Origin of the sequence: Arthrobacter sp. CAN_C5, assembly GCF_017875735.1 — a bacterium.
Classification (GTDB): domain Bacteria; phylum Actinomycetota; class Actinomycetes; order Actinomycetales; family Micrococcaceae; genus Arthrobacter_D.
In genome coordinates this window covers 1,340,886-1,353,767 of sequence record NZ_JAGGMZ010000001.1, presented here as the reverse complement: position 1 = coordinate 1,353,767, position 12,882 = coordinate 1,340,886, and the positions used below count along the sequence as shown (strand labels likewise).

Genomic DNA, 12,882 nt, shown 5'->3' with positions numbered 1-12,882 from the left:
GAATTCATCCTTTCACTGGTGCGCCCGGATTGGCGCATTCGGTGCGGAGGGCTGAGGTGGAGCGGTCCCGCCCGGTGAGGTCCTGGTGGGTGAGCACAGTTTCCCAGCGGGGGTCGGACCGCAGCAGCGCTGCGATCGCGGGGGCCTGCACCTCCGCATGTTCCATCACGAAATAACCGCCGGGCACCAGCAACCGCGCCGCGCTGAGCGCCGCTGCCCAGGGCAGTTCGAGCCCATCCCTGCCGCCGCCGTACAGCGCGATCTGTGGGTCATGTTCCGCCACCTCAGGCTCACGAGGCACTGCTTCGGAGGGAATATAGGGCGGGTTGGACACGACGACGTCGAACGTCCCGTCCTCCTCCCCCAGCGCATCCCGCAGGTCGCCAAGAATCAGAGTCACTGACCGTGGCTGAAGATTCCGTTCGGCCCACGCATGGGCCAGGGGGCTGAATTCGACCGCGTAGACGTCGGCACCGGGCACCTCGTCGGCGATGGCGGCCGCGATGGCGCCGCTTCCGGTCCCCAGGTCAACCACCCGGGGTCTGATCAGCGTCAGCGCGTGATCAATCGCGAGTTGCGCCACGGACTCCGTCTCCGGGCGGGGTATGAAAGCTCCCGGACCGACTGCAAGCTCCAGCCGCCGGAAGTGGGCTGTGCCGGTGATGTGCTGGAGCGGGATCCTGAGCGCACGCTCCGCCACCAGCTCGAAGAAGCCTGCCGGGGCTGCCGCACCCAGGAGCGCCATGGTTTTGACCCGTCCCACGGGTTCGCCAAGCAGGTGGGCTGCCAGCAGGTGGGCATCGACCCGCGGGCTGGGCACACCGGCGTCGGTCAGGATACCGGTGGCTCGCGCCAGCGCTTCCTCAAGCGTCTCTCCGGAGGAGATCTGTTCGGTCATCGGGCGGTTGGCACTCAGTCGTCCTCGCCGATCGCGTCAAGCCGGGACTGTTCGTCCATCTCGATGCCCGCCTGGACCACGGCCTCGAGGTCACCATTCATGACCGCGTCAAGGTTGTAGGCCTTGTACCCGGTGCGGTGGTCGGCGATGCGGTTCTCGGGATAGTTGTAGGTACGGATCCGCTCGGAGCGGTCCATGGTGCGGATCTGTGACTTCCGGATGTCGGAGTTCGCCGCGTCGATCTGCGCCTGCTGGTGTGCCAGGATCCGGGACCTGAGCACCCGCATACCCGCCTCACGGTTCTGTAGCTGGGACTTCTCGTTCTGCATCGCCACGACAATTCCGGTGGGAAGGTGGGTGATGCGGACCGCGGAGTCGGTGGTGTTCACCGACTGGCCGCCCGGACCGGACGACCGGTACACGTCGATCTTCAGATCGTTCTGGCTGATCTCCACTTCCTCCGGCTCATCCACCTCGGGCAGGATCAGCACACCGGCAGCCGAGGTGTGGATACGGCCCTGGGACTCCGTCACGGGGACGCGCTGCACGCGGTGCACGCCACCCTCGAACTTCAGGCGGGCGTAGACGCCCTCCCCCGGTTCGTTGGAGGAGCCCTTGATTGCCATCTGGACGTCCTTGTACCCACCCAGGTCGGACTCGTTGGCCGAGATGATCTCGGTCTTCCAGCCGCGGGTCTCCGCATACCGGGTGTACATGCGGAGCAGGTCGCCGGCGAACAGGGCCGCTTCGTCGCCGCCCTCGCCACCCTTGACCTCGATGATGACGTCCCGGCTGTCGTTGGGGTCGCGCGGGATGAGCAACCGGCGCAGCCGCTCCTGCGCGGCAGCGAGCTGCTCCTCCAGGACCGGCACCTCGGCAGCGAACTCCGGGTCGTCGGCCATTTCCTGTGCTGCTTCGAGATCGTCCTTCAGCGCCTCCCATTTGGTGTGCGCGTCGACGATACTGCTCAGCTCGGCGTACCTGCGGCCGAGCTTGCGGGCCAGCACCTGGTCAGAGTGCACTGCCGGGTCGGAGAGCCTGAGCTGGAGCTCGGCGTGCTCGTCGAGCAGGTTCTGGATCGACTCAAACATCTGGGAAATACCTCTTTCGAACAATTTCTATTCAACAGCAATCACCTCAACCGGTCCGGAAACCCGTCATTTCTGTTGACTCGTTTGGTTAACCAGAGCCGCCCACGCCCGATCCGGCGGACCGGACGAGCGTGGGCGACGGATGGCTCGCTAGTCGTCGTCGTTCTTGGAACCCAAGGTGGTCTTCTGGACCTGCATCAGGAACTCGACGTTCGACTGGGTTTCCCGGATCTTGTTGGTCAGCAGCTCAAGTGACTGCTGTTCGCCAAGTCCGGAAAGGACACGCCGCAGCTTCCACATGATCTTGACCTCGTCCGGGGACAGCAGCTTCTCTTCACGACGGGTACCCGACGCGTTGACGTCGACTGCCGGGAAGATGCGCTTGTCCGCGAGGTTCCGGGACAGTCGCAGCTCCATGTTGCCAGTGCCCTTGAACTCCTCGAAGATGACCTCATCCATCTTGGACCCGGTCTCCACAAGCGCAGTGGCCAGAATGGTGAGCGAGCCACCGTTCTCGATGTTGCGTGCCGCACCGAAGAAACGCTTCGGCGGGTAGAGCGCTGCCGAGTCGACGCCACCGGACAGAATGCGTCCGGATGCCGGGGCTGCGAGGTTGTAGGCACGGCCCAGACGGGTCATGGAGTCGAGCAGGACCACCACGTCCATCCCCATTTCCACGAGACGCTTGGCGCGCTCGATGGAAAGTTCGGCGACAGTGGTGTGGTCATCCGCCGGACGGTCGAAGGTGGAGGCAATGACCTCACCCTTGACCGTGCGCTGCATGTCGGTGACTTCCTCGGGGCGTTCGTCAACCAGCACCATCATGAGGTGGACCTCAGGATTATTGATGGTGATCGCGTTGGCGATTGCCTGCAGGATGAGCGTCTTGCCCGCCTTGGGGGGTGAAACGATCAGGCCACGCTGGCCCTTGCCGATCGGCGCTACCAGGTCGATGACGCGGGGACCGATCTTCTTCGCTTCGGTCTCGAGGCGCAGGCGTTCGGTCGGGTACAGCGGAACCAGCTTGGCGAACTCGACCCGGTCCTTGAGGTCCTCGGCTGGCTTGCCGTTCACCGAGGTGACGCGGATCAGCGCATTGAACTTCTGGCGGGTGTTGTTCTGGTTCTCGCCGTCGCGGGGGGCGCGGATGGCGCCCACCACTGCGTCACCCTTGCGCAGGTTGTGCTTCTTGACCTGTGCCAGGGAGACGTAGACGTCGTTGGGGCCGGGCAGGTAGCCCGAGGTCCGCACAAACGCGTAGTTCTCGAGGACGTCGAGGATGCCCGCTACGGGCAGCAGGACGTCGTCGTCAGTTACCTCGACGTCGTCGACCTCGGGGTTCTGGTTGCGGTTGCGACGGCGGTCATTCCGGTCGTTGCGGTCGCGGAACCGGCTGCTGCGGTCGTTGCCCCGGTCATTCCCGCGATCGTTCCCGCGATCGTTCCCACGGTCATTTCCACGGTCGTTGCCGCCGCCGTTGTCATCGCGGGAGTTACGATTGCGGCGGTTCCGGCTACGGCCTCGGCTGTCGTCGTCCCGGTTGTCGTTGCTGTTGTTCCGGTTGTCGTTACCCCGGTTGTCGTTGCTGTTGTTCCGGTTTTCGTTGTTCCGGTTGTCGCCGGAATCGGTCCGGTTCTCATTCCGGTTCCGTCCGCCACGGTCATTGCGCGCGTTTGAATCACTCTGCTCGGAGGAGTCGTTCGACTCGCCGGAGCCCTGACTGTTCCGGTCGGCGCTGTTCCGGTCGGCGCTGTTCCGGTCGGAGCGCGAGGAATCGTCCGACGACGTCGTCTCCGGGGATTCGTTCGCGGAGTTGTCGGCACGCTCTTCGCCGCGGCGTCCACGCCGGTTCTCGCGGGGAGCGCGGCCACGGCCACGTTCGCCGCCATTGTCCCGGCCATTGTTCTCACGGCCGTTCGTGTCGCCGCCGCTGTTCTGGGCGTCGTCACCGGATGCCTCAGTAGCTTCCGGCTGGGGAGCCTCAGAGGCAGGCAGGCTGACGACGCCGTCTGATCCGGCACGTCGGTTGCGGTTGCGGGTGCGCGACGGACGCTCGGTCGGCTCCTGTGCAGCACCATCGCTGTCCTGGCTGTCGCTGTCTGTGCTCGCGGTCCGGCTGGATGCACGGCGCGAGGAACGGGTCGAGCCATTTGACTGGCCGGCCTCAGACTCTGGTGCGCTGGCGTCACTGGGAGCGGAGTCCTTGGGGCGGTCTGCAACCGCAGAGCCGCGCTGATGATCGGAGATGGCCGAGACCAGGTCGCCCTTGCGCATCCTGGAACCGCCAGTAATGCCCAACTGGCCCGCAAGAGCCTGGAGCTGGGCGAGCTTCAGCCCGGCAAGGCCGGAGCTTTTGGAAGCGGGAGCGTCGGCTGCGCCGGCGTTTGATGTGTCCACACCTGACAACAGGTCAGTGGTTTCAGTCACGAAGGATCCTTCCCCCTCGTCGGGCGGTCCAACTCTGATGTGGACCGCGTTTGGTTAGCCCTGCCACCGTTAGACGAACTGGCGGATAGGGTTCGGTCCTGCCGGAAGAGTCCGGCCTGGCCGTGCGTGCTAAAAACCTTCGGAAGTAAGTAGGCTTTCGATTCAAGTTCAAACCGGTGATGCTCGTACGTTCCTGGGAGGTTACACCGGAGGTGATGCGACTGCTGAAAACCATGCAGTTTGCGGCGGTCAAAAGAAAATGACGGCCAGATCAGCAGAAGCACTCAGATGAACAACGAACCGACAGGTCACGATTCATTCCGTTGGTGCACCACTAGTTTAGCACCCTCGGGGGCAACGGTCAGCCTGAGGACGCGCCATTGGACGCCTGAATCTGCGTTGTTTGGCTCTCCAGTCAATGCCACGATCGCCTTCTCGGCTGCCGTCGCCTGCGCTTCCCCGACGGCGAGAGTCATCACCGTTGGCCCCGCACCGGAAATCACTGCGGGGAATCCCTGGGCCCTGAGTTGACGCATCAGGGTGGCGCTGGGAATCATCGCCTGTGCCCGGTAGTCCTGATGCAGCTCGTCCTGCGTGGCATCCAGAATGAACTGCGGCTCGCGTGACAGCGAGTCAATCAGCAGCGCGGCGCGGCCAGCATTGGCCGCAGCACTTGCGTGGGACACAGAGGTCGGCAGCAGTGCCCTCGCGCTCTCGGTCGAAAGGCTGCTTGACGGGACCGCGGCTATCGGAATGATCGACGGATGCACCGGGACGCGGGTGCTGCGAAAGACCCTGCCTGTTTCCCAGGAGATTGCAAGCGCACCCGCCAGTGCCGGCGCAACATTGTCGGGGTGGCCCTCCAGGGTTGAACACAACTGCAGCAGCGCGGGTGGTTCCATCCGGGCGTTGTCCGGCAGCAGGAAGTTCGCTCCCAGCACGGCTGTGACGATGGCCGCCGCCGAGGAGCCGAGCCCCCGGCCATGAGGAATCAGATTTTCGGTGTCCAATTCGAGGCCGGGGCAGCCGTATCCCGCCCGGTCAAGCGTTTCCAGCAGGGTCCGTGCCACCAGGTGGCTGCCATCGGTGGGGAGGCTGTCCGCCCCCTCGCCGGTAACCCGGACCGACACGGTGCCGCTGGTGTTGGTCCGCACCCTGACCGTGTCAAAGAGTGACACCGCGAGTCCCAGCGTGTCGAAGCCCGGTCCCAGGTTTGCGCTGGTCGCAGGTACCCGGATGGTCGCGTCCTGGCCAGCAGCGACCATCCGCGGGGACCCCAGCGAAGGGTCGATCACGGAAGAGTACACGGGAACCCGCTCACTCACCCGCAGCGTCCTCGAGTCCCAGCGCGGTGGCGACGCTGACGACGTCGAAATCAACCTTCGTGGGCTCGACGTCCGATCCGTCGGCGGCTTTCAGCGCCCACTGCGGATCCTTGAGGCCGTGGCCGGTCACAGTGATGACGATGGTCTTGCCGACCGGTGCCTCTCCGGCCGCATGCTTTTTCAACAACCCGGCAACTCCGGCTGCGGAGGCCGGCTCCACGAAGACACCTTCGCGTGCGGACAACCAGCGGTGCGCGTCGAGGATTTCCTCGTCGGTGACTGCTTCGATGATGCCCCCGGACTCGTCCCGGGCGGCAATCGCCTGGTCCCAGGAGGCAGGGTTGCCAATCCGGATGGCCGTGGCAAGGGTATCGGGCTCGGTCACCGGGTGTCCCTTGACCAGCGGCGAGGCGCCCTCCGCCTGGAAGCCCCACATGATGGGCCGTTTGGTGGAGACGGGCGCGAGCACCGTGCTGTCGCCGATGAGGTGGGGGTTGGAGTAGGGCTCCGAGTACTCCTTATAGCCCTTCCAGTACGCAGTGATATTGCCGGCATTGCCGACCGGGAGCAGGTGATAGTCGGGGGCGTCGCCGAGGACATCAACAACTTCGAAGGCCCCGGTCTTCTGGCCTTCGATCCGCGCCGGATTGACTGAGTTCACCAGGAAAACCGGGTACGCCTCGGCGAGCTTGCGGGCGACGTCGAGGCAGTTGTCGAAGTTGCCGTTGACCTGTAGCAGTTCTGCCCCGTGAGCGATGGCCTGACTCAGTTTGCCCATTGAGATCTTGCCGTCCGGTACCAGAACGGCGCAGGTGATGCCCGCCTGGGTGGCGTACGCCGCGGCGGAGGCTGAGGTGTTTCCGGTCGAGGCGCACACCACTGCCTTGGCACCGGCCTCGATCGCAGCGGTGATCGCCATGGTCATTCCCCGGTCCTTGAAGGATCCGGTCGGGTTCATCCCCTCGACCTTGAGGAAGACCTGGGAGCCCGTCAGTTCGGAGAGCGCCTTGGCCGGAACCAGAGGGGTCCCGCCCTCACCGAGGGTGATGACCTCAGTGGACTCGGTGACGGGCAGACGGTCGGCGTACTCGCGGATAACGCCGCGCCATTGGTGAGCCACTTAGGCTCCTTCCACTCGAAGGACGCTCGTCACCGAGTTGATCACGGCGAGGTCCTGGATATGTTGAACGGTCGTGGCGAGGGCCGCCTCGGTGGCACGGTGGGTGACAATGCGCAGTTCAGCGGTGGCCTCCCCCGGCGTGCCTGTTGGATGGATATTCTGCCGCATGGTCTCGATCGAGACGCCCTGCTCGGCGAACAGTTGGGCGATCCGGGCCAGCACACCTGGCTGATCCGCGACATCGAGGCCGATCGAGTAGCTGGTCTTCACGGAGTCGATAGTCATCGAGGGCACATGCCCGGTGGTGGTTTCGGTGCGTCCGGGGCCGCCGAGCACCATCCGTCGTGCCGCGCTGACGACGTCGCCCAGCACCGCCGAGGCGGTAGGGGTGCCACCGGCCCCCTGGCCGTAAAACATCAGTTCGCCAGCGTTTTCAGCTTCGATGAAGACGGCGTTGAACGCGCCATGGACAGCAGCCAGCGGATGATCCCGGGGCAGCAGGGTGGGGTGCACCCGGACGCTGACGCCCTGGGAGCCGGCGCCGTCGGCGTCGTCCCGGGGCAGGAGTTCGGCGATGGCCAGCAGCTTGATCACAAAACCGGCATCCTTGGCGGCCGCAATATCGTCGGCGGTCACCTTTGTGATGCCCTCGCAGTAGACATCTTCCAGGGCGAACCGGGTGTGGAAGGACAGCGAGGCCAGGATGGCACCCTTCGCCGCGGCGTCGTGCCCCTCGACGTCCGCCGTGGGGTCCGCTTCGGCATAACCGAGCCGTTGGGCTTCGGCCAGGGCGTCGTCGAACTGCGCGCCGGTAGTGTCCATCTGGTCGAGGATGAAGTTGGTGGTGCCGTTGACGATTCCGAGCACCCGGGTGATGCGGTCGCCGGAGAGGCTGTCCCGGATGGGGCGCAGGATCGGGATGGCGCCAGCCACCGCGGCCTCGTAGGACAGTTGGACCCTGGCCGCATCGGCCTTCTCATAGAGGGTGGGCCCGTCGAGCGCCAGCAGCGCCTTGTTGCCGCTGACCACCGTGGCGCCGTGCTCAATGGAGCGCAAGATCAGGGACCGCGCAGGCTCGATGCCCCCCATCAGTTCAATCACGATGTCGGCGCCTTCCACCAGCGCCTCGGCATCGGTGGTGAAGAGTTCGCGCGGCAGGTCGACGTCCCGCGGGGCGTCGATATTCCGGACCGCAATGCCGGTCAGCTCCAGCCGTGCACCGGTCCGTGCGGCCAGCGCGTCGGCATCTTCAAGAAGGATCCGCGCCACCTGCGAGCCGACGTTGCCGCAGCCCAGCAGCGCAACCTTCAGTGTCGAAAGGGCGGGTGAATTCGAGTCTGTAACGGGTGAAATTGTGTCGCTCCTGCAATCAGTTGGTGGTGCGAGTGATGTCACGGGCCAGGATGTCGTTCTCGGTCTCGCCGCGCACGATCAGCCGTGCCTGCCCATCCCGGACGGCCACGACGGGAGGTCTCCCGACCCAGTTGTAGTTACTCGACAGCGCCCAGCAGTAGGCGCCCGTCCCGGGGACGGCCAGCAGGTCGCCCGCACCGGTGTCCTCCGGCAGATAGACGTCACGGACCACGATGTCGCCGCTTTCGCAGTGCATCCCGACCACCCGTGACAGCACGGGGGCCGCCCCGGATGTCCGCGACGCAAGGGCCGCTGAGTAATTGGCGTCGTAGAGGACCGGGCGGGGGTTATCGCTCATCCCTCCATCCACCGAAACGTAACGCCGCGGCTGGGTGTCGCCGTCGACGTCGACCCTGACCGTTTTGGTGATACCGGCCGTGTACAGGGTAAAAGTGGTTGACCCGACGATCGCCCGGCCCGGCTCAATCGAGATCCTGGGCACGGCCAGGCCGAGTTCCGCGCAGGTGGAGCGCACGACGTCGGCCATCGCCGAGGCAATCTCGGCTGGCGGGCGGGGAGCGTCAACCTCGGTGTACGCGATCCCGTAGCCGCCGCCCAGATCCAGCTCGGGCAGTTCCCGCCCATGCAGGTCGCGGACCTTTCCGAGGAAGGCAAGCAGCCTGCGGGCGGCGAGCTCAAAGCCCTCGGGCTCGAAGATCTGCGAACCAATATGGCAGTGGACGCCCAGCAGGTTGACCGACTCGTGACCCAGCGCCGCCGCGACTGCCTGCGCTGCCGGGGAGGAGGCTACGTCGCCAGTGCCCGGGCCCGCGGGCCCACCGGCGAGGGACAAGCCAAACTTCTGGTCCTCGTGAGCGGTGGCAATGAATTCGTGCGTGGACGCGTGCACGCCCGGGGTGAGCCGGAGCATCACGTTCGCGGTGGTGCCGAGGGAGGTAGCGAGGGCGGCAACCTGCTCCAGCTCGGGCAGGCTGTCCACCACGATGCGGCCCACGTTCAGGTCCAGCGCCCGGCGGAGGGCTGCGTCGGACTTGTTGTTCCCGTGCAGGCTCAGGTGCTCGCCGGGAATGCCGGCCCGCATAGCGATCGCCAGCTCGCCGGCCGAGCAGGTGTCCAGGCGCAACCCCTCCTCGGCTCCCCAATGCGCAATCTCGGTGCAGAGGAACGATTTGCCAGCGTAGTAGACATCCACTCCCCCGCACAGGTCTGCGAAGGCGGCGTCGAACGCGTCCTTGAAGCTGCGGGCCCGTGCCCGGAAGTCGTCCTCGGACACGACGAACAGCGGGGTGCCGAACTCTTCGGCGAGGGCGCTGACCGTGAGCCCACCGATGGAGAGTTCCTCGCCCGGGCGGGCGACGTCCTGCGCCCAGAGGGCAGGGTCGAGCCGGTTGACGTCGTCGGGATAGCTCAGCCATGGAGGGGCCAGCGGCGAGGCCGCGGATGGGACGGCAGCGGTCAGGCGCATCTCTTCGGGTCCCATGCTCACATCCGCTCCGGTGCCGAGACGCCGAGCAGGCCCAGACCGTTGGCGAGAACCTGCTGCGTGGCGTTGTTCAGCCAGAGCCGGGTGCGGTGCAGATCGGTGACCGGTTCCTCGCCCAGCGGCGCGATCCGGCACGCGTCGTACCAGCGGTGATAGGTGCCGGCGATGACCTCGATGTGGCGGGCCACCCGGTGCGGTTCCCTGAACGCGGCGGCCTGCGCCACCATGCCGGGGAACTGGCCGAGCGCCGCCAGCAGCTCGCCCTCGGTGGGGTGGCTGAGTTCGGAGGCGTCGAAAGCACTGGTGTCCACTCCGGCGGCTACGGCGTTGCGCTCCACGGCATGGGTCCGGGCGTGCGCGTACTGCACGTAGAACACCGGGTTGTCGTTGGTCCGCCGGGTGAGCAGGTCAAGGTCGATGTCGATGTTCGAGTCGGCCGAGAAGCGCGCCAGGGTGTACCGGGCGGCATCCACGCCGACGGCGTCGACCAGGTCTTCGAGGGTGACAACGGTGCCCGCCCGCTTGGACATCCGGACCGGGACACCGTCCTTCATCAGGTTGACCATCTGGCCGATCAGCACCTCGACCGTGTCGGGGTCATCGCCGAGGGCCGCCGCTGCAGCCTTGAGGCGGGCGACGTAGCCATGGTGGTCTGCACCGAGCATGATGATGTTCAGGTCGAAGCCCCGGCGGCGCTTGTTGACGAAGTAGCCGATGTCGCCGGCGATGTAGGCGGGAGCGCCGTCGGACTTGATGACCACCCGGTCCTTGTCGTCGCCGAACTCGGTGGACCGCAGCCACCAGGCGCCGTCCTCGAGGTACAGGTTCCCCGAGGTCTTCAACTTCTCCAGCAAACCCTCGACGAACCCCTCCTCGAAGAGCGAGTGTTCGTGGAAGTACACGTCGAAGTCGACGCCGAAGTCATGGAGCGATGTCTTGATGTCGCCGAACATCAGATCGACACCCAGCTCACGGAACCGCTCGACCGACTCGTCCTGCGGCAGGTCAAGGATGGCAGGGTCGAGAACCAGTACGCGGGCTGCAATGTCGTCGATATAGGCGCCGCCGTAGCCGTCCTCCGGCGATGGCTCGCCCTTGGCGCTGGCCCACAGGGACCGGGCGAAGCGCTCTACCTGGGCGCCATGATCGTTGAAGTAGTACTCACGGGTTACCGCTGCACCCTGGGACTGGAACAGCCGGGCCAGCGCATCGCCGACGGCCGCCCACCGGGTGCCGCCCAGGTGGATGGGACCCGTGGGGTTCGCCGAGACGAACTCCAGGTTGATCCTGGTGTCAGCCATCAGCCCGCTGTTGCCGTAGGTGTCGCCGGCTTCGACGATTGACCGGGCAAGTTCACCGGCGGCGGCGGCATCGAGGGTGATGTTGAGAAAGCCCGGACCTGCGATCGCGACGGTCTTGACGCCGTCAATCTGCTCCAGGCGCCCGCTCAGGATCTGGGCGAACTCCCGGGGGTTCATTCCCGCCTGCTTGGACAGCTGGAGGGCGATGTTGGTGGCCCAGTCCCCGTGCTCGCGGCTCCTGGGTCGCTCCACCCGGACCTCAGAGGGAAGCTCGATGTCGAATTCGCCAGCAACGACGGCGTCTTTGAGGCATGAGGAGATGGCAGCAGAGAGTTCTTCAGGAGTCACCCGTCCAGCATAACGGGGCGCAACGCTGCGGCCATTTCTGTGACGCCTCCGCTGCCCCCTCCCCTCGAACGGGAGGCCCGCAAGAGGGGTTTTCGTCAGGGGCTGCTTCCCTGCTAAGCTCAATGAGTCCCAATTACGGGGCCGGTACGACCGGCTCCACGCCTTCGTAGCTCAGGGGATAGAGCGTCTGCCTCCGGCGCAGAAGGTCGTAGGTTCGAATCCTATCGAGGGCACAGAACAACCCCCGGATTTCAGTGAAATCCGGGGGTTGCCTGCTTTAACGCCGGTCGGCTGCCTGGGTTGAGGGCGACCTGAGCACCCCCACCATCAGGTGCCCCATCCGCCAGGCAATTGTGGTGACCGGCGCTGGCACCGGTTCAGGAATACTCCTCATCGCTCAACCCATCCAGCCGGGGGCGAGCCTGATGCTCCCAATACCACCGCAACTGGTCTGTCAGTTCCATCGTGATGTCCATGGATTCAGGGTAAAAGCGATTGAGGACAGTTTCTGACCTGGTTGAAGAGTATTTTGGGTTCGTGTTGGAAACCTCGGCCCGGCTGCTGCAATTACTGTCGCTGCTTCAGCTGCGCCGTGAATGGACCGGCTCCGCCCTGGCCGACAGGATGGATGTCACCGAGCGGACCGTTCGACGCGATATTGGCAAGCTCCGCACCCTGGGCTACCCCATTCACGCCTCCCCGGGTGTCGCCGGCGGCTACCAGCTCGGGGCAGGTGCCCAGTTGCCCCCGCTGCTGCTCGACGACGACGAAGCACTGGCCGTCGCCCTCGGCCTCAGCGCCGTCACCGCAAGCCCCGTGGCGGGCATCGGCGAAGCCTCCGTGCGTGCGCTCACCAAACTGGAACAGGTCCTGCCGGGCCGGCTGCGCCCCCGGTTCGCCGGTCTGCGCAACGCCGTCACCCGGATGGCCGCGGTCAGTACCCCGGTGCGGCCCGAGATTCTCACGGCACTCTCCGCGGCGATCACCGAGCGTCGCACAGTCGTGTTCAGGTATGCCCGCCAGGACGGTGAATCGTCGCGCCGGATCGTTGAACCCTACCGGCTGGTGGACACCGGTCGGCGCTGGTATCTGGTGGCCTGGGATGCCACCCGTGAGGACTGGCGGACGTTCCGGGTGGACCGCTGTCAGAGCGTCCCCGCCCAGCGGGACCGCTTTGCCCCCCGGCCGCTGCCTGCCCGGGACCTCGCACTGTACGTCCAGCAATCAATTACCCGGTCACCCTACAAGTACGACGTCGTGGTCCGGCTCGCCGGGAACATCGCCGACGTCTCGCAGAAGATCTCACCGGACACGGCTGAACTCCAGAGCGACGGAGACGGCCACACGATCATGCGGGCTGGATTCGATTCGCTCGATTGGCCCCTGATGCACCTGGTAGCGCTGGAACTGGACTTCGAGATCCTGGATCCGCCGCAGATGCGTGAGCGCGCCCGGCTGGCAGCGGCCCGGCTGAGTAGGGCAGCCGGGGACTGATCCGGTTCTCCCAAGGCCTAG

At 65.7% G+C, this 12,882-nt stretch carries 9 protein-coding genes and 1 tRNA gene; 2 read left to right on the top strand and 8 right to left on the bottom strand.

Annotation, left to right across the window (positions count from 1 at the left end):
- Positions 1 to 4 precede the first annotated feature (4 nt).
- The 8 genes from prmC to argS form a co-directional block, all read right to left on the bottom strand.
- Complete coding sequence (prmC, locus tag H4V95_RS06390; protein ID WP_209729453.1) at positions 5 to 898, bottom strand: peptide chain release factor N(5)-glutamine methyltransferase; 894 nt, start codon at positions 896 to 898, stop codon at positions 5 to 7.
- Positions 899 to 912: 14 nt separating this feature from the next.
- Complete coding sequence (prfA, locus tag H4V95_RS06385) at positions 913 to 1,989, bottom strand: peptide chain release factor 1 (protein WP_196865762.1); 1,077 nt, start codon at positions 1,987 to 1,989, stop codon at positions 913 to 915.
- Between the two features lie 150 nt (positions 1,990 to 2,139).
- Positions 2,140 to 4,416, bottom strand: coding sequence for a transcription termination factor Rho (rho, locus tag H4V95_RS06380; protein WP_196865761.1), 2,277 nt, complete (start codon positions 4,414 to 4,416; stop codon positions 2,140 to 2,142).
- A 308-nt stretch (positions 4,417 to 4,724) separates the two neighbouring features.
- Positions 4,725 to 5,741 carry a homoserine kinase gene (gene thrB / locus H4V95_RS06375; protein WP_395939816.1) on the bottom strand — a complete coding sequence of 339 codons (1,017 nt, stop codon included), beginning with the start codon at positions 5,739 to 5,741 and terminating at the stop codon, positions 4,725 to 4,727.
- Positions 5,734 to 6,861 carry a threonine synthase gene (gene thrC, locus H4V95_RS06370; protein ID WP_196865760.1) on the bottom strand — a complete coding sequence of 376 codons (1,128 nt, stop codon included), beginning with the start codon at positions 6,859 to 6,861 and terminating at the stop codon, positions 5,734 to 5,736. Before thrC ends, thrB begins: the two co-directional genes overlap by 8 nt.
- Entirely contained in the window at positions 6,862 to 8,214 is a 1,353-nt protein-coding gene (locus H4V95_RS06365; RefSeq protein WP_196865919.1) for a homoserine dehydrogenase, read from the bottom strand. It abuts the gene before it with no gap.
- Positions 8,215 to 8,230: 16 nt separating this feature from the next.
- Positions 8,231 to 9,715, bottom strand: a complete 1,485-nt coding sequence (lysA, locus tag H4V95_RS06360) for a diaminopimelate decarboxylase (protein WP_395939815.1) — start codon at positions 9,713 to 9,715, stop codon at positions 8,231 to 8,233.
- 2 nt (positions 9,716 to 9,717) lie between these two features.
- Positions 9,718 to 11,367 (bottom strand): arginine--tRNA ligase, encoded by a 1,650-nt coding sequence (gene argS / locus H4V95_RS06355; protein ID WP_196865759.1) that lies wholly within the window; start codon positions 11,365 to 11,367, stop codon positions 9,718 to 9,720.
- A 160-nt stretch (positions 11,368 to 11,527) separates the two neighbouring features.
- On the opposite strand from argS, the gene H4V95_RS06350 reads away from it, so the two are divergent.
- Both H4V95_RS06350 and H4V95_RS06340 read left to right on the top strand, forming a co-directional pair.
- A tRNA-Arg gene (locus H4V95_RS06350) sits at positions 11,528 to 11,600 on the top strand.
- 304 nt (positions 11,601 to 11,904) lie between these two features.
- Positions 11,905 to 12,861: a YafY family protein gene (locus H4V95_RS06340; protein ID WP_209729451.1), complete on the top strand. Its 957-nt coding sequence runs from the start codon at positions 11,905 to 11,907 to the stop codon at positions 12,859 to 12,861.
- The last annotated feature ends 21 nt before the right edge of the window (positions 12,862 to 12,882 follow it).

Coding starts and splice junctions, on each gene's coding strand:
- prmC (WP_209729453.1), bottom strand. CDS start 898: ATGACCGAACAGATCTCCTCCGGAGAGACGCTTGAGGAAGCGCTGGCG.
- prfA (WP_196865762.1), bottom strand. CDS start 1,989: ATGTTTGAGTCGATCCAGAACCTGCTCGACGAGCACGCCGAGCTCCAG.
- lysA (WP_395939815.1), bottom strand. CDS start 9,715: ATGGGACCCGAAGAGATGCGCCTGACCGCTGCCGTCCCATCCGCGGCC.